This is a genomic window from Endozoicomonas sp. Mp262 (assembly GCF_025643335.1).
Classification (GTDB): Bacteria; Pseudomonadota; Gammaproteobacteria; order Pseudomonadales; family Endozoicomonadaceae; genus Endonucleibacter.
In genome coordinates, this window is record NZ_CP092489.1 from 2,525,207 (window position 1) to 2,547,677 (window position 22,471).

Annotated in this window: 20 protein-coding genes, 1 pseudogene and 1 riboswitch; of the genes and pseudogenes, 11 read left to right on the forward strand and 10 right to left on the reverse strand. The window is 44.5% G+C overall.

Features of this window, described 5'->3' with window-relative positions:
- Nucleotides 1–24: 24 nt before the first annotated feature.
- Together MJ595_RS11185 and MJ595_RS11190 are read right to left on the reverse strand one after the other, a co-directional pair.
- Entirely contained in the window at nt 25–975 is a 951-nt protein-coding gene (locus tag MJ595_RS11185) for a cobalamin-binding protein (RefSeq protein WP_263322371.1), read from the reverse strand.
- Nucleotides 976–1,122: 147 nt separating this feature from the next.
- A riboswitch (cobalamin riboswitch) is annotated at nt 1,123–1,295 on the reverse strand.
- Nucleotides 1,296–1,408: 113 nt separating this feature from the next.
- Nucleotides 1,409–2,808: pseudogene (locus MJ595_RS11190) on the reverse strand (cobyric acid synthase).
- Nucleotides 2,809–2,960: 152 nt separating this feature from the next.
- Here MJ595_RS11190 and MJ595_RS11195 point away from each other — a divergent pair.
- A complete protein-coding gene (locus MJ595_RS11195; RefSeq protein WP_263078492.1) occupies nt 2,961–4,286 on the forward strand; it encodes a transposase in 1,326 nt (441 codons plus the stop codon).
- A 168-nt stretch (nt 4,287–4,454) separates the two neighbouring features.
- Entirely contained in the window at nt 4,455–4,982 is a 528-nt protein-coding gene (locus MJ595_RS11200; RefSeq protein ID WP_263322372.1) for a hypothetical protein, read from the forward strand.
- Here the strand turns inward: MJ595_RS11200 and MJ595_RS11205 are convergent.
- The 3 genes from MJ595_RS11205 to MJ595_RS11215 form a co-directional block, all read right to left on the reverse strand.
- A complete protein-coding gene (locus tag MJ595_RS11205) occupies nt 4,972–5,946 on the reverse strand; it encodes an IS30 family transposase (protein WP_263322374.1) in 975 nt (324 codons plus the stop codon). The two genes, MJ595_RS11200 and MJ595_RS11205, sit on opposite strands and share 11 nt — an antisense overlap.
- 337 nt (nt 5,947–6,283) lie before the next feature.
- Nucleotides 6,284–6,937 (reverse strand): IS630 family transposase, encoded by a 654-nt coding sequence (locus tag MJ595_RS11210; RefSeq protein WP_263322427.1) that lies wholly within the window; start codon nt 6,935–6,937, stop codon nt 6,284–6,286.
- A complete protein-coding gene (locus tag MJ595_RS11215) occupies nt 6,859–7,332 on the reverse strand; it encodes a helix-turn-helix domain-containing protein (RefSeq protein WP_263078037.1) in 474 nt (157 codons plus the stop codon). The genes MJ595_RS11210 and MJ595_RS11215 overlap by 79 nt, the downstream gene beginning before the upstream one ends.
- Before the next feature lie 286 nt (nt 7,333–7,618).
- On the opposite strand from MJ595_RS11215, the gene MJ595_RS11220 reads away from it, so the two are divergent.
- The 4 genes from MJ595_RS11220 to MJ595_RS11235 all read left to right on the forward strand — a co-directional run bounded on the left by MJ595_RS11220 (nt 7,619) and on the right by MJ595_RS11235 (nt 12,686).
- Nucleotides 7,619–8,986: a transposase gene (locus MJ595_RS11220; RefSeq protein ID WP_263078002.1), complete on the forward strand. Its 1,368-nt coding sequence runs from the start codon at nt 7,619–7,621 to the stop codon at nt 8,984–8,986.
- Nucleotides 8,987–9,279: 293 nt separating this feature from the next.
- Entirely contained in the window at nt 9,280–9,921 is a 642-nt protein-coding gene (locus MJ595_RS11225) for a hypothetical protein (protein WP_263322375.1), read from the forward strand.
- Nucleotides 9,921–11,054, forward strand: a complete 1,134-nt coding sequence (locus tag MJ595_RS11230) for an ISAs1 family transposase (protein WP_263080561.1) — start codon at nt 9,921–9,923, stop codon at nt 11,052–11,054. The genes MJ595_RS11225 and MJ595_RS11230 overlap by 1 nt, the downstream gene beginning before the upstream one ends.
- A gap of 297 nt (nt 11,055–11,351) precedes the next feature.
- The gene (locus tag MJ595_RS11235) at nt 11,352–12,686 is read left to right on the forward strand and encodes a transposase (protein WP_263078000.1); all 1,335 of its coding nucleotides are present in this window, start codon (nt 11,352–11,354) and stop codon (nt 12,684–12,686) included.
- A 268-nt stretch (nt 12,687–12,954) separates the two neighbouring features.
- Here the strand turns inward: MJ595_RS11235 and sodB are convergent, their stop codons facing one another.
- Nucleotides 12,955–13,536 carry a superoxide dismutase [Fe] gene (gene sodB, locus MJ595_RS11240; RefSeq protein ID WP_263322377.1) on the reverse strand — a complete coding sequence of 194 codons (582 nt, stop codon included), beginning with the start codon at nt 13,534–13,536 and terminating at the stop codon, nt 12,955–12,957.
- A gap of 445 nt (nt 13,537–13,981) precedes the next feature.
- Between sodB and MJ595_RS11245 the strand changes: the two genes are divergently transcribed.
- The 4 genes from MJ595_RS11245 (at nt 13,982) to MJ595_RS11260 (ending at nt 17,507) form a co-directional block, all read left to right on the forward strand.
- A complete protein-coding gene (locus MJ595_RS11245) occupies nt 13,982–14,611 on the forward strand; it encodes a hypothetical protein (protein WP_263322378.1) in 630 nt (209 codons plus the stop codon).
- Nucleotides 14,612–15,134: 523 nt separating this feature from the next.
- Nucleotides 15,135–16,394 (forward strand): hypothetical protein, encoded by a 1,260-nt coding sequence (locus tag MJ595_RS11250; RefSeq protein ID WP_263322379.1) that lies wholly within the window; start codon nt 15,135–15,137, stop codon nt 16,392–16,394.
- 110 nt (nt 16,395–16,504) lie between these two features.
- Nucleotides 16,505–16,870: a hypothetical protein gene (locus MJ595_RS11255; protein ID WP_263322380.1), complete on the forward strand. Its 366-nt coding sequence runs from the start codon at nt 16,505–16,507 to the stop codon at nt 16,868–16,870.
- A gap of 22 nt (nt 16,871–16,892) precedes the next feature.
- Nucleotides 16,893–17,507 (forward strand): YigZ family protein, encoded by a 615-nt coding sequence (locus MJ595_RS11260; RefSeq protein WP_263322381.1) that lies wholly within the window; start codon nt 16,893–16,895, stop codon nt 17,505–17,507.
- Nucleotides 17,508–17,525: 18 nt separating this feature from the next.
- On the opposite strand, the gene MJ595_RS11265 is transcribed toward MJ595_RS11260, so the two are convergent.
- Together MJ595_RS11265 and MJ595_RS11270 are read right to left on the reverse strand one after the other, a co-directional pair.
- Nucleotides 17,526–18,386 (reverse strand): endonuclease/exonuclease/phosphatase family protein, encoded by an 861-nt coding sequence (locus MJ595_RS11265; RefSeq protein WP_263322382.1) that lies wholly within the window; start codon nt 18,384–18,386, stop codon nt 17,526–17,528.
- A gap of 239 nt (nt 18,387–18,625) precedes the next feature.
- The gene (locus MJ595_RS11270; RefSeq protein WP_263322384.1) at nt 18,626–18,898 is read right to left on the reverse strand and encodes a HigA family addiction module antitoxin; all 273 of its coding nucleotides are present in this window, start codon (nt 18,896–18,898) and stop codon (nt 18,626–18,628) included.
- A 56-nt stretch (nt 18,899–18,954) separates the two neighbouring features.
- Between MJ595_RS11270 and sbcB the strand changes: the two genes are divergently transcribed.
- Nucleotides 18,955–20,535, forward strand: coding sequence for an exodeoxyribonuclease I (gene sbcB / locus MJ595_RS11275; protein WP_263322385.1), 1,581 nt, complete (start codon nt 18,955–18,957; stop codon nt 20,533–20,535).
- Here the strand turns inward: sbcB and MJ595_RS11280 are convergent.
- Nucleotides 20,518–21,057 carry a response regulator gene (locus tag MJ595_RS11280; protein WP_263322386.1) on the reverse strand — a complete coding sequence of 180 codons (540 nt, stop codon included), beginning with the start codon at nt 21,055–21,057 and terminating at the stop codon, nt 20,518–20,520. The genes sbcB and MJ595_RS11280 overlap by 18 nt on opposite strands.
- Before the next feature lie 451 nt (nt 21,058–21,508).
- On the reverse strand, nt 21,509–22,159 hold the full coding sequence (locus MJ595_RS11285; protein WP_263322387.1) for a response regulator transcription factor: 651 nt from the start codon (nt 22,157–22,159) through the stop codon (nt 21,509–21,511).
- Nucleotides 22,160–22,471 lie beyond the last annotated feature (312 nt).

Here is a 22,471-nt window from a genome sequence, read left to right on the forward strand (position 1 = left end):
AAGCAGCTTGAATTATTAAAGTTTTCAGGGTGTATTTTTGGCTGTATTTTGAGTAGTTCTGACAGTCTGCAGGTATTGGCAAATTTGTTCTGCACCTTCGAGAATACGGGGCGTTGGCCGGGCAATCAGATCACTGGAGACGGTATAAAGCTGGTTTTTCTTTACGGCGCTTAACATCGGCCATTTATTCCAATAGCGAGTCATGGCCTGCTGGTTTTCTTTACTATTGCCCCGGGGATCAGAGGCAATAATCACATCGGGATTTCTGGCAAGCAGTGACTCAATGGATATCACAGGAACTCTGGTGGCAGCATCAGCAAAAATATTGCGGCCACCACACAGGGTGATAGTGCTGTCAATAATCTGCTGGCCGCCTATAGCCATGAGGGGGGAACGCCAGATTTCAAAAAAAACAGAAACAGGGGATTGCTGCTGGTAGGTTGTCTTCAGGTTAGCCAGATGGCTGGCATAGGCATCAGCGCTTTTGCTGGCATGCCGGGTATTACCGGTGATGACTCCCAGCTTTCTGATACCGGATTCAATATCATTGAGGTCGCTGGCATTGAGCCTGAAGACTGTCAGGCCCGTATTTTCTATATGTTTAATTAGCTGGGGTGAGTTACCACCGGTCCAGACAACCACCAGGTCAGGATTCATACCGATCAGTGTTTCAATACTGATGTTAGGGTAACCGCCCACTTTCGGCAGTTTTTGGGCGGCGGCGGGATAATCACTGTACTGGTCAACTGCCAGTAACTGTTTCCCTGCTCCCGCAGCATAGAGTAACTCAGTGGAGCCTGGTGCCAGGCTGATAATTCTTTTGGGAGGTTGTTTCAGGCATAGCTTTATTCCTCCGTCGTCTACTGTACAATAATCCCGGGCTTGGACACTGGTGGTTATTAAAAGCAGGAACAGCGAAAGAAGTATTTTTTTTAATTCGCTATGGGCATTTGTGAAAATGATCAGCCTTGTCATAAGACCCCTGAGTCAAATAAATTGCTCAAGGCGGCACGGTGGACAGGATAAGAAACCCTGCCCAAAGCTTGTCTGGCCATCACATATGACCAGATAGACTTCAGGGAAAACTCCCAACCGCCAGGTAACCCGCCTGGTAAGCATTGCTTTTGTTGGCTTTGTAAAGGCCGGTCTCCTGACTCTGGTGTCACTGCTTTTAGCCGCCTTCCCAATGATCATCAGTGGCTTCTGGCTAAAAACTCTTCCATCACAGTTGCGGGTACAGTCAGGGCATCTCACCCCGTTCCCTGCTTATCCAGACTTCTGGTGTTGTGAGAGGATAAGCTGTCAGTTACTCCGTGATACAGGCCACAGTTAAACTGACAATCCTTTACAAGATGGGGGCATATTAACCGAGAAATGAATTATAGATATCTTGGTAATTTGCGAAATGCTAAGTATAAATACCTGCTTCTGTGTTTATAATTCCTGGCAGGTGATCCATATCAAGGTGGGTTTCAACGGCATCTGCCATCCGGTTAATGCCTTCTTCCCGAAGCTTGTGGTAATTCGTAGTAGTGGCTGTTTTCAGTCCTGCCCATTCTAAAATAGCCTGGCAGGCTTCCGGCGACTCAAAAATACCGTGCAGATAGGTACCCATAACCTGACCGTCGTCGGATATAACGCCATCTGTATGGTTTTCAAGTTGAATCAGTGGTGACTGGGTTGGGGAACCTGTGGTGATGCCCGCATGTATTTCATAACCGGTGACGGTGACCGCTTGTTGGCCCGGTAGCTTAAGGGTCCCTGATACCTGTTGCAGGCGTTTCTGGCGTACCATGGTGGTAGTCAGATCCAACAAGCCCAGGCCGGCAGTGCTACCGCTTTTTCCCTCGATGCCTTCAGGGTCATGAATGGTTTTCCCCAGCATTTGGTAGCCACCGCAAATGCCCATCAGTTTGCCACCATAACGAAGGTGCCTGAGAATATCCTGATCCCAGATATTGTTGCGTAAGTACTCCATATCAGTACGGGTGTTTTTGCTGCCTGGAATAATAATCAGGTCACAGGGGGGAATGGATTGCCCCTTGCCAATAAAGCGGATATCTATCTCAGGATGTAAACGTAAGGGATCAAAATCCGTATGGTTGCTGGTGCGGGTAAGAATAGGTACGGCTATTCTTAGTATTGGCTGACTGTCGTTTTTTTTCTGGTGAGACAGGATGGCATCCTCCGCCTCCAGATGCAGGCCATGAAGATAGGGCAGGACACCCAGAACGGGTTTTCCGGTTGCTTCCTCTAACGTAATTTAATATCCCCCCGAAACCGGTTGATAACAAAGTCCACCACCCGTTGCTGCTCCGATTCTGACAGTAATGCCAGGGTGCCATTAGAGATGAGCAAAAACACCGCCTTTATCAATATCGGCGATGAAGATCACAGGACAATCGATCTGTTCTGCAAAGCCCATATTGGCCACATCGCCCTCTCTCAGGTTGATTTCAGCGGGGCTGCCAGTACCTTCCACAAGCACGAGATCATACTGCCGCTCAAGTCGCTGCCATGCTGCTATAATCGCATCCATCACCCTGGGTTTATAAGCGTGGTATTCTGCGGCATTCATCTCACCCACAGCCCGGCCATTGACGATAACCTGAGCACCTATATCGCTATTGGGCTTTAACAAAACTGGATTCAATCAGTATGGGGCATTAGTCCGGCAGCCATAGCTTGTAGTGCCTGGGTCCGGTCATGTAACAAACGACACAAACCGGTAACCAGGGCGCTCTTACCGGCATCACTGGTTGTCCCCTGAACCATAAGTGTACGATGTGCTCGAAATTTTTTAACCATAACCCACTGTTTGAAAATATTATTAACCTATTCTTGAAATTATAAAATGTTATGTTGTTTTTTATATCTCGACTTTAGAGTTACCAAAGAACAATAGTACGATTTTCATCTGAAATCGGTTAATAGCAACCATCTCCAAACAAAATACAAAGATGGTTGCTATGCTCACTTCAGATCATAAAGAGATCCTCCGGGAGCTTGCCTTATATACAACGTTTCTTGCTTCAGCGCTATCCCCAACAGCAGTACCTACGTTCTGCGAACTTCTTTTTGGCTGCATGCTATCCGGGCAAGGCTTTGTCACTCAGGCGCTGTTATCTATTAATAACTTTCAATGCGTATGGAGCAGTTACCACCATTGGCTCTCTCAAGGCAAGTGGCGGTGGAGGAGCCTCGCATGCCGGCTCATTCAGCTGGTATGCTCAAAAGTACCACGGGGTGAACTTATCAACATTGGTCTTGATGATTGGGTGGTGGAGCGTTTTTCTGACAAGGCTCCCGCTTGCCGAACCCATCACCAGCACAGTAAAAAAAGGAACCGGCCAACGTATATCTGGGGACAATGCTGGGTATCCCTGGCTGTTGTATTTGAGCGGGCTAAAGATGAAGTATTTACTGCCATCCCTGTGCTTTCCTTTCCATCTCCTGCTTCAGGCAATGCCAGTAAGCTAAAAATCGCTGTTGCCATGCTAAAAGTAGTGAGGCAAGAGGTGAAGGTGCAAGGACTGCGCTTGCTGACAGACTGTTGGTATATGAACTGGACGCTAATGCAACCCGTTCTGGAAATGGGCTATGAAGTAGTAGGGCAAATCCCGTTAAACCGGGCATTGTATGCCTTACCGTTGGAGTCCACTGCAAAAAAACGTGGGCGACCCAAAAAGTATGGCATCAAAATGACGCCCCCGGAAGTGGAGAAGCTACCGGAATATCAAACAACCGTAAGAATATACGGCAGATTTCGAAAGATACGTTATCGCACCCGGGTATGTCGGGCTCGCTTCCTGAAAGGCCGCAAGGTTCGGGTTGTCTGGGGTCGGTTTGAAAATGATAAAGGACTGACAGAAAGCCGTATATTCATTGCAACCAATACTGGACTTGAAGGTATAGACATCCTTCGTATTTATGCGAAAAGATGGCCGGTTGAACCCATGTTTCAGCAAATTAAACATTCATTTGGTTGCCGCCAGTTATGGCAGCAAAAGCTGAGAACTCTGTTGCGGTGGATGCATCTGAAGATGGCTGGATACGCATTATTGCAACTGTTGACCGTCTGTAAAAATCAAGCAAGCGTGGGCATTTCAAGGATTCCTTGGCGGGATCAGGATACAACCACCGCTGGCATGCTAAGATTTGCACTCGCAGGAATTATCCCCAGATTACCTATTCGTGAGGGCTGGAACCGATATAGCCAAAAATATGAGTTCAATTTTAATAGTTTGACTGACGGAATAGTCAAAGAAAAGAAAAAAGCGGCATAAATAGCGGCAACAACGCAATAATCAAGAATAATACCGAATCTGAAAAAACGTTTGGATGTATTTTTGCACACAATTTTTAAAATATAACCAAACGTTCATGTCATACTAACTCTAAAGTTAAGCATTAGATTTGACCGCCAGAAATTGACCCGTAAAAAGTACGTAATTATGAAAAAAATCGCAATTGCTATAGCCGCTTTAAGCGCTCCTTTGATGGCATCTAACGCTTTGGCTTATAGTTTTATTATTAAAAATAATACCGATAAGCCGGTAATGCCTTTTGTGGAAAGCTTGGAAAAAGATCTGGCGGTGGACAGTGTTAATAGCTGGATTAATCCTGGCAAAGAACGTATTTATGACCTGAGATCAAGCTGGTTCACATCCGGTCCAATGGATGTGAAAAAAGGGGATACACGACACGTTGAAATTGGGGACGCTGATTGTGGTGATGTGACCTTTGAAGGTGTACATAGCATCTCCATTGATCAAACTGAGGAAGGGCTTTCCTGTAGTATTACAAATGTTCCACAGGTTACTGAAAGCAGTCCATACGTTTACCCGGTTGCAAATGATAAAGTTAGCTATGCCATTGCTGATTTTGATAATGCTGATGATCAGGATAGACCAGAAAAGTACGCTGTTGGGCCAGAAAAAATGGTCTGGAAAGAGACGGGTAAAGCTGGATTCAAGCAATAAGTGCAATCGACTTCCCGGTATAGACTTCGAGCGGGGTTCGCCCCCCTAAAACTTTTCTCGGCATGGTATTAATCAAGAGTTCAGCTTCCCAAACCTCCTCTTCTGTCAGATCCCCAAGAGCCATTTTCTTAGGCCAGGTTCGACGGATAATGCCATTGGTATTTTCGTTGGTGCCCCGTTGGTAGCTGGCATAAGGCTTAGCGAAAAATACATCAGCATTCACTGCTTCTGATACCTTTTCATGGGCTGCAAACTCGCCTCCGTTATCCAGGGTGATGGTGTGAACTGTTGAAACTCGTTTCAGTAGGCTGATCATTGTATCCGCTACTGTTTCAGCCTGTTTGGTATCCACTTTGCCAATGAGTGTAAAGCGGCTCTTTCGGTCGACCAGCGTGACCAAGTGAGCGTCTTGCCCATACACAGTATCACCTTCCCAATCTCCCAAGCGAGACCGAAGCTCTACCACTTCAGGACGTTCGGTAATATCGACCCGATTAGGTATAAGAGAACGGCCTGCCTTGCGTTTACCTCCTTTGCATCGGCGTTTCCCAAAGCGGGGCAGCTTTTTATACAAGGAACCTCCCTGAGCTTTGTTATCAGCAATTCGGCTGTATACAGAGGTATGACTCAGAGCGATCTCAGGCACCTCAATTTTCATCCTGCAACTGATGTTTTCAGGAGACCAGCCAAGGAGTAGCCCCTTCTCTATGATCGGCATTTGTCGTTCATCTGTTTTGCTGTGCTTTTTGGCAGATTTCCTACGCTGCATAGCCAAGTTATGAGCCGATTCAGCACAATACCCATTATCGCCAGTATTGCGTTTCAACTCACGGGATAAGGCGCTCTCACTGATACCTGCAACCTCTGCGATCTCATTCTGAAAATGACCTTTTTCAAGGAGCGCCTCAATCTGGTATCGTTGCCCTTGGGTCAGCTGCTTGTATCGTCTGGTTTGTGTACTCATTCCTGACATCCATTTCTTAGTGTGAGAGCTACAGAATGTACCAGCAGCTGGCTCACATATGAAATATCAGTCGATTGCACTTATTGTATTAATCCAGCGTTGCTTAACCGTTATGTCGAACTCAGGTCCAGTGCGTAGAAAACTTACCCCAGCCTGCTTCATCTTTAAACACCTTTACAAAATACCTTTATCAGCAAAGCGCCACCCCATCCCTAATCAGCTTGGCAGCTATGCTATATAAAATCAGTTGCTTATGTTGAACTCAGGTCGGGAACTATAGTGATACCCGCTTCCAGCTTAATAAGAGTAAGTAGTGTATAGATTGCTTTCGAATAATTTAACCATCCAGTCGGACAGTATTAGAAAATGAGATCATATACTCCTCTCCAAATGAAAAAAGCACCCGTTCAACTTCTTTTTCAAATTCCGCAAAGCTCTTGATTGACAAGAGGTTGAGCCATTCATACTTTATTTTCCTCCACAGGATTTCAATCAGGTTGAGCTCAGGTGAATATGTTGGCAGAAAGCAGACCAGCAATTTCTTTTCAATCATCCAGTCATCAATTCTGGCACAAAACTTTTTGCTGGTGTGAATGCTGGCATTATCCACCATAACTACCGTGTAACGATCATTTGAGCTGTATTTTTCATCTGCCATTTTCTCTGCAAAGTCATCAAAGGCCGCAATCACCGTATCGCTATTCACTGAACCCACAACAGGATAATGAAATAGCTCACAGCTTCGGTTCATAAACCCCAGTACGTTGATGCGTTTACTTTTGACTGATGGTATTCTGAGCTGCTTTCCTTTTTCCTGCCAACCGTATGGCACACAAGGTTCCTGGGTAAAGCCGGACTCATCAAAATAAAATAAATTGATTAACCCTTTGCTCTCGGCTTCCTGGGCATCTTTCAGAGCAGTTTTACAGTCATGGAATTGCTCTTCGTCCCGTTTATGTTTGCATGATTTACGGAGTCTTTTGTAAACCAGCCCTGCTTTTTTACAATGTTTGCCAGAGTAATTTTTGATGAAGATTTACCGGTTTCATCCTCGATCTTGGATTTGACATACGATAAGCGACGAGGCTCTTCAGCCACTAATTCTTTTATGCGTTGCACTTCGGATTCGTCATATATGCACGGCCTACCGCCACCATGCCCCTTGTACAAGGCACGAATACCATATTCTTCCCAATCATCAATCCACTGAGAAGCAGTTTGATATCTAATTTCAAGTATTTCGGCAATTTGCTCAAGGGTAAAGCCACGATTGCTCAATAAAAGGCTATGGGCTCTTTCCCTTATACATCTCAGAGGTCCGTAGTGTTTGGCGAATTTCAAAGTTAATAAAACAGCTTCATCAGTGATTGTAGTGACGTACTTCATAGGGAGAGGGATTTAAAGACCAGTACTCTCTTTATAATAGAGTAAATGTATCATTCAATAGCTATCTGATCGTTAGATCAAGAAGTAGATTTCTCGTACTGGCCGAACATCCAGTTTATTTGAAACCAAACTATGACCTACTTATTATTCTGAATATTTCCAGCTATTCCCGTGACATCAATTAAATCACTGCAACAGCAAGGCTTACAGTAAATTCCAAATGGAGTGATTTCGCACAAAATAACGTCTACTTTTGATAGGGATACTTTATCAATGGCTGTCTCTCATGGCTTATCCATTCCAAAAAAGTCGTAAGCATCTTTGTGCAAACAGTTTAATTACTACGATTTCTGAAAGTTATGAGCAAATTCCAGATGTCCGACCAAACAAGGATTCCAGAAAAATAACAATACATGATGCCTCCATGTCCGCTTTTGCCATGATGCATCTCAAGTACCCATCGCTCCTCTCGTTTGAGCGTGATAAAACAGAGCAAGAAGTAAGGCATAACCTTGAGCACCTGTATCAGATAAAAAAACGTGCTCCCTGTGATACCAGTATGCGGGAAATCCTGGATCCAATAGATCCCGTAGAGTTCAAAAAGCCTTTTAAGACATTGCTGTCTAACGTCCAAAGGGGCGGATTACTGAAGGCATTCGAATTTCACTGCGGGAACTTGAAAAATCACTACTTGCTCCCGATCGATGGAACTGGGCTATTTTACTCCTGCAATAATAAAAAACCTTGTCAGGAGTGCTGTACTAAAAATAAGGGAAAGGCCAACGAAGCTCACTACCACCAGTTAATGGCAGCATGCATTGCTCACCCGGATCAAAAAACAGTCTTGCCATTGGCACCGGAAGCCATAGTTTGCCAGGACGGTTCGACCAAAAATGACTGTGAAAAAAATGCCATTAAACGGTTGTTTGCCACCATACGAGAGCATCACCCACGTCTAAAGTTCGTTATTCTTCTGGACAGTCTTTATGCTGACAACCCCACTGTCCAACTGATTAAGAGTTATGGCTGGCATTACATCATTGTCGCGAAAGATGGCAACCATGCCTCGCTGGTTGAAGCGATGGATGAGCTGGATAAAGAAGGAAAAGTTCACCGTGCTGAAAAAGTTAATGAAGAGACTGGAATTAAGTGGTGGTTTCGCTATGCCAATGACGTCAGGCTGAACAAGGCAAAATATGCAGAACAGGTTAATGTGCTTGATTTTGTCGAAACCGATAAAAAAGGTAAACAGCATATCTGGTGCTGGGTGACTGATATTCCGCTTAACGAAGAAACCATAGAACCCGTCATGAAAGGAGGGCGCTGCCGATGGCATATTGAGAACCAGACGTTTAACACCCTGAAAAATCAAGGCTACGATCTCGAACATAACTACGGTCACGGTGAGAAGCACTTAGCCACAAATCTGGCCTATCTGACGATGCTTGCTTTTCTCGTAGATCAAATACAGGAACTGTGCTGTCCCCAGTTTCAGGAAGCTTTAAGAACCCGCTCAAAAGGAGTCCGTATAGCATTATGGAAATGGATACAGGGCTATTTTTTGCATTGGCTGATAAAAACGTGGGAGGGGCTTTTTTACACAGTAACTCATGGTATTGAAGAGAAAAGGGTGATTCCATTCGATACATCATAACCGGCCATATCGTAGCTACGTTCAGGGGTGACATTTTTTCTTTAAAGCTCCGCTTTGTTAATTGGCGGCTCAGTTTTGATCGGCTTCATTATTTTTGCTGCCTTATTGTCAATACCAACGATCATCGACGTTCATCATGCGGGAATAGCTGGAATATTTCGGAGTGTATTATTTTTTAGAGCTATAATTCTGTGATTTATAATATTTGGAACTTCAGTTAAGAAATGAAGATAACTAATTTCATTGTTATTATGATTTTTTCGATACCATGCTACAGCAAGATTGAAATCCATATGGAAATGAATAATTCTGGAGATTTGCTGGTTCGTATTTTTGATGATGGAGTTTGCTCTGAAAAAATCTTAAAAGATGTAATCATCGCTTATTTAGCAAAAGATTATAGATTGAAGAAAAAAAGAAGAGGCTCTGGGTTTTTTTATTTACCTACTTCATTTCATCTGGTGTTATTTAAAAAAATAGAGGGTTCTTATCACTGGTTTAATATGTCTAGATTGGAGCACCAGAGGTGGACATTAAAACCAAATGATGAAATAGTAAGGGTCAATAATATTGGTCCAGCAAACAGTAAAGATGTTGATTATTATTACTTAGGAAGATTAAAGTCTGCCACGTGGAAAGGCGAAGATTCCCCCTTTCAGGATATACAGAATTATTTGGCAGTTAATGTAAAAGTTAAGGATGAAATTCAAATAAAATATGTCAAATTACTTAAAACTTGGAATAGAGTGCTACTACCACCCCCTCCACTGCCACCTTCATCACAGCTACCATTACTTCCAGTTCCACTTCCATCTCTACCTCTACCTCTACCTCTACCTCTACCTCTACCTCTACCAGGGCAAAAACATGATCAGAATTTGAACAGAAAATTGATTTCAAAAGCTGTAGAATCCCATGCTTTTTCTGTTGCCTGATGTCTGCCAAAGCCCTTTTTTCCAAGTTTACATCGCTTACCGACAAACGAGACCCGAAGAAGTCAACACATATTCTTGCAGAGGTTATGTTCATCTCAGTTTGTGCCATTCTCTGTGGCGCAGATGATTGGAATGGCATTCGCTTGTTTGCTGAGCACAAGGAAGGCTGGCTCCGTAAGCACTTAACCTTGCCTGGCGGTATTCCAGTAGCGGTTACATTCAATCGTATTTTCGCCACTCTTGACCCGGAAGAGTTTCGCAAAATCTTCATCCAGTGGATTAGGGATGTTCTTTCCGGACTGGAGCTCTCTGATAGCAAGATAGTTGCTCTTGATGGCAAGACTGTTAAAGGTTCGGCCTGGAATAAAGGCAAAGATGCAATACACATGCTTAACGCTTGGTGCACAGAGGCTGGACTGTCGCTGGGTCAGTATAAAGTTGATGAAAAATCCAACGAAATTACGGCCATTCCTGAGCTGCTCAAGCTGCTTGAACTCAGTGGCAGCCTTGTCACTATCGATGCAATGGGCTGCCAGAAAAAAATTGCTACTGCAATCCTGAAAAAAGAGGCAGACTACTTGCTGGCGGTGAAAGGCAACCAGAGAAAACTCTATGGAGAAGTGACTCGACTCTTCGATCAATACTGGCAAGATAATCTGGAAGATGCTCCTGACCATTACTTTGCGGAACAGGAAGGTAAAGAGCATGGTCGTATGGAGCACCGCCGGTGCTGGGTTATCAATGATGTTACTGAGGACTCCAATGCTGCCTCATGGAAAGCCAAAACCATAGCCGCAATCCAGTTAGACAGTAGCAAAAAGGGTAAAGGGAAAACACTCATCCGTTACTTTATATGCAGCCGCCAGTTATCAGCTGCCGAGGTACTTCAAGCTACCAGGAAGCATTGGCTAATAGAAAACCAATTACACTGGGTGCTTGATGTGGCGTTTGATGAAGACCGCTGTAGGGCAAGAGAAGGGTTCGCAGCAGAAAATCTAGCTGTTGCCCGGCAGGTGACACTCAATCTTCTTAAGTTGGACACTACGGTGAAAGCCGGTATCAAGAATAAGCGCAAAACCTGTGGCTGGAATGAAGACTACATGATGCAAGTGCTCAAATTGGTTGATTTGTGATCATGTTTTTGCCCTGCTACCTCTACCTCTACCTCCATCTCCACCGCCACCTTTACCTTTACCAGTAAAAGATCAGAAGAAATCTGATATTGATTGGGGAGTGTGGAGTGGGTAAAACTATCTCCCTGGTAGACCTTGATTGTTTTTTGCGCTTTTTTCAGGTCTAACATATGGCAGCAATTCCCGCAGACTTGATTAAAGCCCTTAATAACAAGGGCTGTAGCTTGGTAGCCTCTTGCTAAAATCGCAGACTATCCGGTAGAATTTCACCACAATAATAATAACGATGCTCATGTTGTGCCGCTAACGAAACCAAGAACCATTGCTGAAAAACTGCTCAAAATAGTCTCTGATGAAGCGGGTCAAATTCCAGACTTTCGCAAGAAAAGCCAACATGACAAAATTGTCCTTCATGATGCGGTCATGAGTGGCCTGGCAGTCATGCACCTGAAATACCCTTCATTACTGGCTTTTGATCAGGATTGTGTCAATAACCCAGATAGGCTCAAGAACTTAAAGTCGATGTACAATGTCAGCTGTGTCCCCAGTGATACCTATCTGAGGGATCTGATTGACCCTATCGAAACACGCTATTTAAGGAAGTTCTTTACCCGCCTGTTTGCCTTTGTGCAACGATCTGGGCGGCTTAAGCAGTTCACTTATTTTGAGGAAGGGTATCTTGCGCCTATCGATGGTACGGGGCACTTTTGCTCAGGGAAGATTAGTTGTCCTGAGTGTTGTGTAAAAAAGCCAGGCAGCAAAAATCCGCAATACTACCATCAGTTACTGGCCTGCTGTCTGGTAAAGCCGGGCAAGAAAGAAGTATTACCTTTAATGCCTGAACCCATCATCAAACAAGTTGATGCGTCAAAGAATGATTGTGAGAAGGTAGCGCTCAAGCGGCTATTGGCGAATTTATCCAGAGAGCATCCGCACCTGCCACTGGTTCTGACTTTTGATGACCTGTACTCAGATGGACCGACCATCAAGTTGGTAAAGTCCTTTGGCTATAGCTTCATTATGGTGGCAAAGGATTCAACCCATGAGTCGTTATACCAGGCCGTCGATGAGCTGGATTGTGCAGACAAAGTGGTGCGCTATGAATATACCGATGATAAAGGGTTTACGCACTGGTTCCGGTTTGTGAATGGTGCCCCCATTAACAAGTCACACCCGGATGTGCTGGTTAACTTTCTCGAATATATAGAAATTGATCCAGAGGGCAACAAGAAGTACGTCAACACCTGGGTCACGGACATTGAGCTTTCAGCCGAGAACGTGAATAAATTCATGCGAGGAGCACGCGCTAAATGGAAAATTGAAAACGAAACGTTCAATACACTGAAAACACAGGGCTACCATCTCGAACACAATTACGGGCACGGAAAGCAGCATCTGGCCAGCAATCTGGCATGCCTGACTTTTACGGCCTTCCTCATCAACCAGATAGAACAACTGTCTTGCAAGCTCTTCCAGGAAGCGCTCAAGATAAAAAAGTCTAAAAAGGCATTCTGGCATGCCATACGAGGGCTGTTTGACTGGTTCTGCATTGATAACTGGACAGACGTATTTACAGCTATCATTGAAGGGCGAAGTGTGAGCTTGAAGTTGCTGACTGTCGATACGACATAGAGCGTTGATGTTAGCCCTGTGACCTGTGTTACCTGTCATTAAAACCGACTGCCGATATAGCAGCAGTCTGGCTCTGTTCATCCGCGATAAAATCATTTTTAATTAACTGAAAATGTGCCAGCCGGAATCTGGTTTGCGGGAATTGCTGAACATATGGAGATATAATTCCATTAATTTTTGGAATGATACCGCCTGATATGATCACATATAAGGCGGTATAGACGCTGTTAAAGAACTATTTACTAACTTAATTGGATAAGTAAAAAAACTAACCGGCAAAATTAGCTGCAACAAACTCCCAGTTCACCAGCTTCCAGAAGGCGGCCAGGTAGTCAGGGCGAACGTTGCGGTAGTCAATGTAGTAAGCGTGTTCCCATACATCACAGGTCATCAGGGGCTTCTGGTCTGTGGTGAGTGGGGTGGCGGCATTGCTGGTGTTAACAATCTCAACAGAGCCGTCGGTGTTTTTCACCAGCCAGGTCCAGCCTGAGCCGAAGTTGTTCACGGCGCTTTCGGTGAACTTTTTCTGGAATGCTTCAAAAGAACCAAAGGCTTTATTGATGGCATCGGCCAGGTCAGCGGTAGGCTCGCCACCGCCATTGGGACTCAGACAGTTCCAGTAAAAAGTGTGGTTCCAGATTTGGGCTGCATTGTTGAATACGCCACCGCTTGAGGATTTAACAGTGTCTTCCAGGCTCTTATTAGCATACTCTGTGCCTTCAATCAGGCCGTTGAGTTTTACCACATAAGTGTTGTGGTGCTTGCCATAGTGGTAGTCCAGGGTTTCACTGGAAATGTGGGGTTCAAGGGCGTCACGTGCATAGGGCAGGGCTGGCAGTTCATGAGCCATGTTTGATGTCTCCGCTTGGGTTGTATTTTCTGTACACAATACCGGCTGATGCTGGATCGGTTATTTGTTCATCAGCCGTTGCCGTACTAAGTGATCGGCAGTTGCAGGAACCCGATGGTACCACCGGGATCACCACGAATCCATGTACGGGTATATTGGGTGATTATTCAGTATTTCAATGGCGTGTTCTAATGGAATCCTACTTTTTTGCTTGGTTTTTTTGAAAAACTGATTTATAGCCATGTAAATGGATTCGGTGCTTGGAGCTTAGGGTGGCTTCTTCTAAAATGTACCGCCAGTAAAAATGTTAATTTGAGAGGGTACGGCCATTTCAAACGATATACCAGATTTATCCATAACGGCTGATGAGCGTCCCGGCCGGCGTAAGTCATCTGATGGTAAAGGTCCCAAAAAAACATCCATAGGTGGCAAGGCAGGAAGCCCATTGATATGGCTTTTACTGCTTGCCTTGATTGCTGTTGCGGTTATGCAGTACTGGCAGATTAACGCGGTACAGGGTGATCTTGAGCAGGCGAGGGCTGAACTGAGGGCAGCAAAAAAAGCGCTGGGCGTTGTGACAGGAGAGGTATCTGCAACAGGTGCAAATCTTAACAAGAGTGACTCCGCTATTCGTTCAGAATTAGAGACAGTGAATAGTGAGATAAGAAAGCTGTGGGATCTTGCAAACAAGAGAAACCGCAAAAGTATCAGTGCCAATGAGCAACACATCAATAAGCTGGAAAAAGAGGTGGGTAAAGTTTCTGGTCAAGCCGGTAAGGCGGTGGCTGAAGCCAGTGGTATAAAGGCCAGGGCTGAGGAGTTGAATCAGCTGCTTAAGGCGCTGACTTCTGAGCAGTTGGCAGCCAGTTCTGAGGTGGCAGCGTCTTTTGAAAAATACAGAAAACAGCTTGAAGGGTTGTCTGCAGAACAAAAGAAATTGATAAAACGACAGGCTGAGGCTGAAAAGTCAATGGATGCTTTCAGGCTTCGCGTTAACCGGCAGCTATTACAGCTTGAGACGTCCTTCAGGGAGTTGACTCAATCTTCTGAAGCGGGACTTAAGTTCGAAAAATAGAGAGAGCCGAAAATAGAGAATAGGGAATTTGTCCCATTAGAGAGCATGATGTTTGGCGACACTAGTCGGTTTTTTGACTAGTTTTGTCGCTGTTTTGTTTAAAGGAAAAATCCGTCAGGGGTTATGTACGCGGTTAGTAAACGTTTGGTTATAGAGAATTATTTTCTGTTTTTAAGGCGTTTATTTATCTTTTTAATCATTAATCAGTGGATCATAATTGAGTATTTTCATATCTGCCGAAATTCTTATTGTAAATTGATATTCCAACTGGGGCTGATACCGGTGCGCATTTTGCTAGCCTGAATAATAAGGCTTTATGAAAATTGCTTTGGGGCATTGGGGTTTAGCTTAATACTTAACCATTAAATAGTAAGCACTCATCATGGACTACTCACTGAATAATCAGAATTCGCATGAAGATATGGACAGTCGCCATAATTTTGACCATTGCGAACCCATAAGTATTGCCACTCCTGCCAGGTACTCTTCTGTTAATTGTGCATTAACCCATCTGGTTAGTCAGATGAAGCAAAAGATGCTTCAGTGTGGAGAAATATCCTCAGGTATTTCTGAGGGTGAGCTGGATGACGCATATAGCCAGCATGATGTTGACATGGTGTTAAGGCCATTGGATGTACAGTTGGCATTAAGGTACAGACCTGTCACCACTGATCTGCACCAGAAACTTCTTGATGCCGGGGGCGAAAGTGATGAGGGCGTTGATAAACTGGCCCTTTTGGTAACCCGCTGGGCTATGCAGGTTAATTCTGGAATTTCAGGGAGCTTTAACCATGGTTTGGAGTCGGGTGAAATTATCCAGGCACATGACCACATGTATGGACTGCTTCAAGAGTCCCTGGCGAATAACGAAGTGTCTTCTGGTGAACAGCCGGTGTTTCTGGAAACAGAGCCTGATATTTTAAGTACTGAATCTCCAGAGCCAGAAGATGCTGCTGCGATATCTCATGTTGCTTCAATGTCTGAAGTTGAAGCGAGTAAGAATCTGAATGCTATAGAAATAAGGGAGCCTGAAAGGCAGGGTGATGATAATAGTGAACGTGCGAATGAAATAGAAAGGCAGTCAAAATTGATATGGGAAATGAAAGAAGCCCTTGGAAAAGCTGAATCAGAATGCAATGGGCTTCAATTGGAAAAAAATGGGCTTCTTAAAGTAATAAGTGAGATGGAAGAAAAGAGAAGTATGCAGAAAAAATGGCTGCTTGAAAAATCAAATGCTATAAATGAAATGGCTGAATACATAAAGGATATGGAGGAAAGGCTTGCTGAGCAGTCAGAAAGTATTAATAAACTCCATTTAAAATATGAAGAAGATAGAGGCGAGCTAGAAAAAGTAGTCATAACTAAAAATAGTGATCTGAAATCTAAATGTAAAGAATTAAAAGATGTTCATGAAGATTATCAAGGAATTATTAATCAGCTTAATGGTGATTTGCAGGAAGCAAAGAACTCTAACTCTAAAATTGAGCAGGATTTAAATGAAGTCTCCATGAAATATAAAGAACAGTTACAGGAAAAAGATAAAGAGCTGGAAGAAAAGAATCGATTGATTCAGGAGCAAGAACAATCCATAAAGAATGGGATAGAGTTGGCTGAAAGTATGGATCTGGATAAATCCAGCCAAATGCTCTTTAATCAGGAACTTCTGGAGGAAAAAGAGCAGCAAATATCACGGCTGCTTCTTTCTCTGTCGGCATCAGAGAAGCAAATATTGCTTCTTAGAGGGGTGATAAAAAATAAAAGGGTTCTGGAAAATAGTCCCTAACAAATATAAAAATGTTTTCGAGTGTTGTATTTATATGGCTCTCTTCAATATATTTTTGGTAGGACTTTCTAGAGTTAATGGTGTTGTAGATATGATAAGGTTGTTAGCCCATGGGTTTGACTCCGCACGGTAAGGAACGCCGGTCGATAAAACGTCATCAGCTTAATGATTATCTCACTGTGTATAATCGTAATACGATGCGTGAGATGGGTAATATTGGCAACATTAGTTGCAATGGACTAATGCTGATTAGCTGTATACCGGTTTTAATAGGGGCTGTTTACAATATGCGAATCATCATACCTGATGGTGACAATGGTCAGGTGATTATTGATTTTGATGCTCGATGTCATTGGTGCAAGCCTGATGTAGGGCCTGAGTATTTTGATTCCGGCTACAGTATTTTAAACGCAGGTCATGGTATTATAGATCTTGTTGATGCCCTGAAAAAATATTTTACTTTCAGTGAATGCTAAATCCCTTCTAAAGATGTAGTCCATGTCTCCAAGCTATTCTGTTCCCGCCCAGACGATAGACGTTGAAACTGTAATTAAGAAAAGTCGCTTTATAGCCTATCTTGGTCAGGCAAGCACCAGGGAAGAGGCTCTGGCATTTATTGCTTCTCTGCGGAAAAAGTACCCGGATGCCTCCCATCACTGTTCAGCATTTGTAGCTGGCCCCCCTGATGCAGCGGATTCCCTGGGCTTTGATGACGATGGTGAGCCTGGTGGAACTGCGGGTAGACCTATGCTTAATGTATTGCAGCATAAGAAAATTGGAGAGATTGTTGCTGTGGTGGTGCGTTATTTCGGGGGTGTAAAGCTGGGCGCAGGTGGGCTGGTCAGAGCGTACAGTTCTGCAGTGCAGGCCGCCTGTGAACAGTTGCCCCTGACGGAGCGTATTACTCTAAAGGAAGGTTCCCTGACCTGTGAATATGCCCGGGAACAAATGGTGCGCCATTACTTTGATCAGTTTCAGGTGCAGATCCTTGATTGTCGTTATGGAGAAAAAGTATCAATAACCATTGCCGTTTCCAGAGAACTGACCTCTGAACTGACACGACAGTTGTCAGAGGCCAGCCGTGGGCAGGTTCAATTAGAGTGGCAGGAGTAGATAGGGTACTAACTCCAATTACTGCTCCATCATTTTCATTTCCACAATAATAGGTAAATGATCGGTAACGGATGGCCAGTTGATATTGCCATATTGTTGATTATTTTGAGGGATGATAACTTCTTTTATCGCCCATTTCTGAGCTTTACCGGTCATTACATAGTCCACCTGGATTTCAGGGTTTCCGGCAGGCCAGGTTCTAAAGTCGGCCTGTTTATCAGATATCGGGTTCCAGTAACGGGTTAGCTCACGGTAGGTGACTGATTCAGGAACATCATTCATATCCCCCATGAGAATTTTGATGCCACGGGTATCAATGGCTGTGTCATTAAGTGTTCGAACCTGATTCACCCGCATGTCCGGGGCTTCTTTGGTGTCCAGGTGTGTATTGAAAACAGTGATGGGAGCCTCAAAGCCCGGTACATCCACATGAGCTTCAAAGGCAATCCTTTGTTCCCGCTGTCCCGATGGCAGTTGGGTGACGGCTGTTTTAAGAATGGGATATTTTGAGGCAATAGCCAGGCCATATTGCCCACCATCAAAGTCAATGGCACGGCCAAATTTAACATTCAAACCGGTGAGTTCAGCAAGCTTTTTAGCTTGATCAAGCTTGCCGCTCCGTCCCGTTAATGTATCAACTTCCTGAATAGCGACCACATCAGCGTTTAATGCCTTAATCGCTTTGGCAATTTCAGTGAGGGATGATACTCGTCCGGCAGCCATATTAAAGGTGGCCACCCGAAGAGTGGATGCCTGCTGCTCTGAGAAGGCCTTATTGATTAACTGGGTCTGGGCTTGATAGGGCTCACGATGTCCGCCAGCCATCACAGTGGTGGAAAGCGCCAGGGTTACAGGCAACAGTAAACGTTTATAGTTCATTTCAATGTCCTTTTACAGAAAGGCGAAAAAAAGAGATAAGGTTGACTTGATGAGAGGTGAGGAAAATACGGTTAAAAAAAACTGAAGAGGGGGAGGAGCTCTGCTGGCAGGTGAGAGCTCATCAATCTACAGTCGTGGGATATTTTGGTAATGCTGAAATATATCAAACAAAGGGTTTTGAGTCATGATATAGATCAGGTTGAGGGGCTTAGTCTTTTTTGAGGAAAAACCGATAGCTGCTAGACAATGGAGTCAATCTTAAGATTTTCCAGATGCCTGTTTTTCCAAAGCTCATAGTTGGTTTGCATATTTAGCCAGTCCCTGGCTGGTTTGCCGGTGGCCTTTGCCAGCCGGTAGGCCAGCTCGGCATTTAAAGGGACGGTGCCTCCGATAAAATTAGCCAGGGCCTTTTCGGTAATACCAATATGCCGGGCTATATCCGGCTTTAGAAGGCCATGCTCTTCGATGTAGGTTTCATAAAAGTACTGGCCAGGGCTTATGGGCTTTCGCATTGTTATTGTCTCCTTGAGCCTCTTGTAAAATACAGTCAGGTATACAGGGAATGTCGATGGGAAATAAGTCTGTGGCTATTCCCCTAGGTCGGTCATTAAATCATATGGCTATTAACGCTTTTGGGCACTACTTTGTTAGATTACCCTCTTTAGACTTGTGTTTTCAATTTGGCGTAATAACAGGCATAAATAACGTGAATAGCTTTTACTGGTTTGATTATGAGACCTTTGGCACTGACCCGGCAATGGATTGGCCTGCACAGTTTGCCGGAATTCGCACCGACTTTGATTTAAATGAAATCGGTGAGCCTTTAAATATTTATTGCAAGCTGCCTAAAGATCACTTGCCCCATCCGGAGGCTTGTATGGTGACAGGGCTTGACCCCTGGGAGGTGAATGAAAAAGGACTGGTTGAGCCGGCCTTTATTGCCCGAATTAACCAGGAAATGATGCAGCCAGGTACTTGCTCGGTAGGCTATAACACCCTTCGTTTTGATGATGAGGTTACCCGGAATAGCCTGTACCGTAATTTTTATGACCCCTATGCCCGGGAGTGGCAAAATGGTAACAGCCGCTGGGATTTGATTGATCTGGTGAGGTTAACAGCGGCTTTAAGGCCAGAAGGCATTAACTGGCCATTAAGGGAGGATGGCTATAAGAGTTTCAAACTCGAGGAAATTACCAGGGAAAACGGTATTGATCACGGTGATGCCCATGATGCGCTGTCTGATGTCAGGGCAACCATTGCGGTGGCAAAACTCATTAAAGAGCGTCAGCCAAAAGTCTATGACTTTGTCTTTAGGCATCGTGGGAAGAGAGACGTGGCCGGGCTTTTGAATCCGGTGCAGAAAAAACCGGTGGTACATGTTTCAGGCATGTTTGGGGCTGATCGCCAGTGTCTATCGATAGTAGTGCCATTGGCTGATCATCCGCTCAATCGCAACGGTATCATTGTCTATGATTTATCCGTTGACCCTGCCCCCTTGCTGCAATTGACGGCAGACCAGATAAGGGAACGGCTTTTTACACCGGTAGATGAGTTGGAGGAGGGCGTTGAACGGGTTCCTTTAAAAGTGGTGCACTTGAACAAGTGTCCGGTGATTGCTCCAGTCAGTGTTTTAAGAAAGGAAGACTGTCAGCGATTAAACCTGGATATGGAAGTATTTGCTCGTCACAGAGAGCAGTTACTGAAAGGAGGGGATGTATTTGAGAAGGTGCAGCAGGTGTTTTCTTCATCTCCTGTAGAAACTGCGAGTGACCCTGATTTAATGCTGTATTCGGGTGGTTTTTTCGCGCCCGATGATAAAGAACGTATGAGGCGAATTGTCAGCTGTCCTCCCGATCAGTTGGGCTATTTGGAGCTTTCGTTTAAGGACCGTCGTCTGGATGAGATGTTATTTAGATACAAGGCCAGGCACTATCCAGAGGTGCTGGATACGGAAGAACGACAGAAGTGGTTGAAGTTTTGTCAGGATAGATTGACGCTACCGGGTGAACGACGGTTTGGCTTCTCCGAGTTTGCGACAGAACTGGAAGCTTCCAGGTCTCAGCATACCCAGCCGGGTAAACGGCAGCTTTTGGATAAGCTGGATGAGTATGCTGCTGCCCTGCAATCCGGGTTATGCCACCTCAGTTGAGGCGTATCGTTTGATAACCTGATTAAAATGTTCTGACAGCCGACCATAAATGGTTGGCTTTTCAATATAATCAATAGCACCGGCCTTGATGGCGGCGACAGCGCTGGCTACATCACTATGATGACCAAGAATAATAACTGGAGTCGGCACTTCCCGGTTATTCAATAGGGTCAGCAGCGTCAGGGCTTGTCCCCTTGGCTTGTCATTAGCAGCAATAATACACAAAGGTTGTGTGGACTCTATAGCTTCCAGCAACTCGTTATCTGACTGAAAGCAGTGCAGGCTTAGAGACTTTTCCTCACAAAGACTGCGAATGGTATCTGTAATTGCTGTATCTTGCTCAAGCAGATAAACAGTTGTTGGTGTCGCCAGATTCATGTGAGCAGCCTTGCTATACAATGGGTGATCAATGCCGATGTTCGGTTGTTTAGCAGCTACAGTGGCTCCATGAGCACAGGTGTGTAGCTGGTCGTCTCCATCACTTTGTTTGATGGCATGGTTTAGTACGGAAATAGTTTTCACGTATAAAGTTGAGCTTTTTAATCCTTAATCTGATTAGCTTGTTTCAGCGGCTATGGAAATATAAAAAATCTATAGCATGCCAAATTAGCTGAAATTCCAGTACAGAGTACAGGCCATATCCCTATAAACAAGTGGAATAACTATTGTTCAGGTTACATGCCCGGAACTGAACAGCAGAGATCAATGCAGATCTGATGTTGTCATACCCTCTGGGTTTCTATGGATTGCTCCTAAAAGGTTATCAAGCACCTCTTGGCTTTCGAGTTTAGGATTAGTGTGGGGTTTGCTGAATGGAGGGATGTACTTGACGTTGTTCGGGGAGTACCTAAGCGTAGATTGACAGGTGCGGTTGTTCAGTTTTGCATTGTTTTTTCATCTCTTGGGGTAGCTATTGCCCCTTTGGGGGCAGGGTAGTAACCCTGACTCAAAGGGGAAAAAGCCAGGGCATCAATTATTTGAAGTTAAACTCACCTTCCAGGTGCTCTTTGACTTGCATAACCTGCCTGACAAGGTGGGCAAGAGATTTGGTACCCATTTTTTCCATAACCCGTGAGCGATGGATTTCGACTGTTCTCTGACTCAGGTTGATATCAGCTGCAATCACCTTGTTAGCTTTGCCTTCTACAACATGGTGCAGAACTTCACGCTCCCGGTCAGTCAGGGTAGACAGGCGACGGAGGATTTCCTTGTGTTCCAGTAATTCCCTGCGTTGCTGGGTATCCAGCTTGAGCGCATCATTAATCAGATCCAGAAGTTCTTGATCACGGAATGGCTTCTGGATGAAGTTCATGGCACCATCTTTGATAGCCTGTACTGCCATAGGAACATCACCATGGCCTGTGATAAAGATAATGGGCAGGATGCAGTGCATTTCATTAAGCTTGCTCTGTAATTCCAGGCCGCTCATGCCCGGCATACGGATGTCAAGAACAATACATCCTGGACGGTTTTCGTCGTAACATTCAAGAAAGTCAGCTGGGGATGAAAATGCTTCAACTGCCTGTCCGACAGACTTCATCAGCATTTTCAGCGAGTCACGTACAGCCTCGTCATCATCGATGATGAATACGGTGGGTTCTTTCTTGGTGTCCTGTTGCTGCATAATGACTCCACTGTGTGCAATAGCCGTGTATTAAAATAAAACAAGTGCCGTCAGGCTTAATATAGGCCTGGCTTACCAATCAGTTTATTTGACCTGTGCCACTAATCCATAAAGTACAGTATAAACCTGACTGAATGCGGGCTTTTTCAAGAGTAACCAAGAGTCTTCTCATCATTACTCTACACTCTACCTGATGATCAGGCTGTTTTTTACTGCAATTTAGACTAATTTTGTCGTAGGTCAAAAAATCGCCATGCTTTAGTGCGTCTATTTGGAATGCTTAACGGCTATGGAATTGGGTCATAAGTGTAG

Excerpts from the sequence above, each read along its gene's own strand:
- MJ595_RS11270 (WP_263322384.1), bottom strand. The coding sequence starts at position 18,898 with ATGCGAAAGCCCATAAGCCCTGGCCAGTACTTTTATGAAACCTACATC.
- MJ595_RS11185 (WP_263322371.1), bottom strand. The coding sequence starts at position 975 with ATGACAAGGCTGATCATTTTCACAAATGCCCATAGCGAATTAAAAAAA.
- MJ595_RS11285 (WP_263322387.1), bottom strand. The coding sequence starts at position 22,159 with ATGCAGCAACAGGACACCAAGAAAGAACCCACCGTATTCATCATCGAT.
- MJ595_RS11230 (WP_263080561.1), top strand. The coding sequence starts at position 9,921 with ATGTCTGCCAAAGCCCTTTTTTCCAAGTTTACATCGCTTACCGACAAA.
- MJ595_RS11200 (WP_263322372.1), top strand. The coding sequence starts at position 4,455 with ATGAAAAAAATCGCAATTGCTATAGCCGCTTTAAGCGCTCCTTTGATG.
- MJ595_RS11255 (WP_263322380.1), top strand. The coding sequence starts at position 16,505 with ATGGGTTTGACTCCGCACGGTAAGGAACGCCGGTCGATAAAACGTCAT.
- MJ595_RS11250 (WP_263322379.1), top strand. The coding sequence starts at position 15,135 with ATGAAGCAAAAGATGCTTCAGTGTGGAGAAATATCCTCAGGTATTTCT.
- sodB (WP_263322377.1), bottom strand. The coding sequence starts at position 13,536 with ATGGCTCATGAACTGCCAGCCCTGCCCTATGCACGTGACGCCCTTGAA.
- MJ595_RS11225 (WP_263322375.1), top strand. The coding sequence starts at position 9,280 with ATGGAAATGAATAATTCTGGAGATTTGCTGGTTCGTATTTTTGATGAT.
- MJ595_RS11220 (WP_263078002.1), top strand. The coding sequence starts at position 7,619 with ATGGCTTATCCATTCCAAAAAAGTCGTAAGCATCTTTGTGCAAACAGT.
- sbcB (WP_263322385.1), top strand. The coding sequence starts at position 18,955 with ATGGGAAATAAGTCTGTGGCTATTCCCCTAGGTCGGTCATTAAATCAT.
- MJ595_RS11260 (WP_263322381.1), top strand. The coding sequence starts at position 16,893 with ATGTCTCCAAGCTATTCTGTTCCCGCCCAGACGATAGACGTTGAAACT.
- MJ595_RS11265 (WP_263322382.1), bottom strand. The coding sequence starts at position 18,386 with ATGAACTATAAACGTTTACTGTTGCCTGTAACCCTGGCGCTTTCCACC.
- MJ595_RS11215 (WP_263078037.1), bottom strand. The coding sequence starts at position 7,332 with ATGAAGTACGTCACTACAATCACTGATGAAGCTGTTTTATTAACTTTG.
- MJ595_RS11205 (WP_263322374.1), bottom strand. The coding sequence starts at position 5,946 with ATGAGTACACAAACCAGACGATACAAGCAGCTGACCCAAGGGCAACGA.
- MJ595_RS11195 (WP_263078492.1), top strand. The coding sequence starts at position 2,961 with ATGGTTGCTATGCTCACTTCAGATCATAAAGAGATCCTCCGGGAGCTT.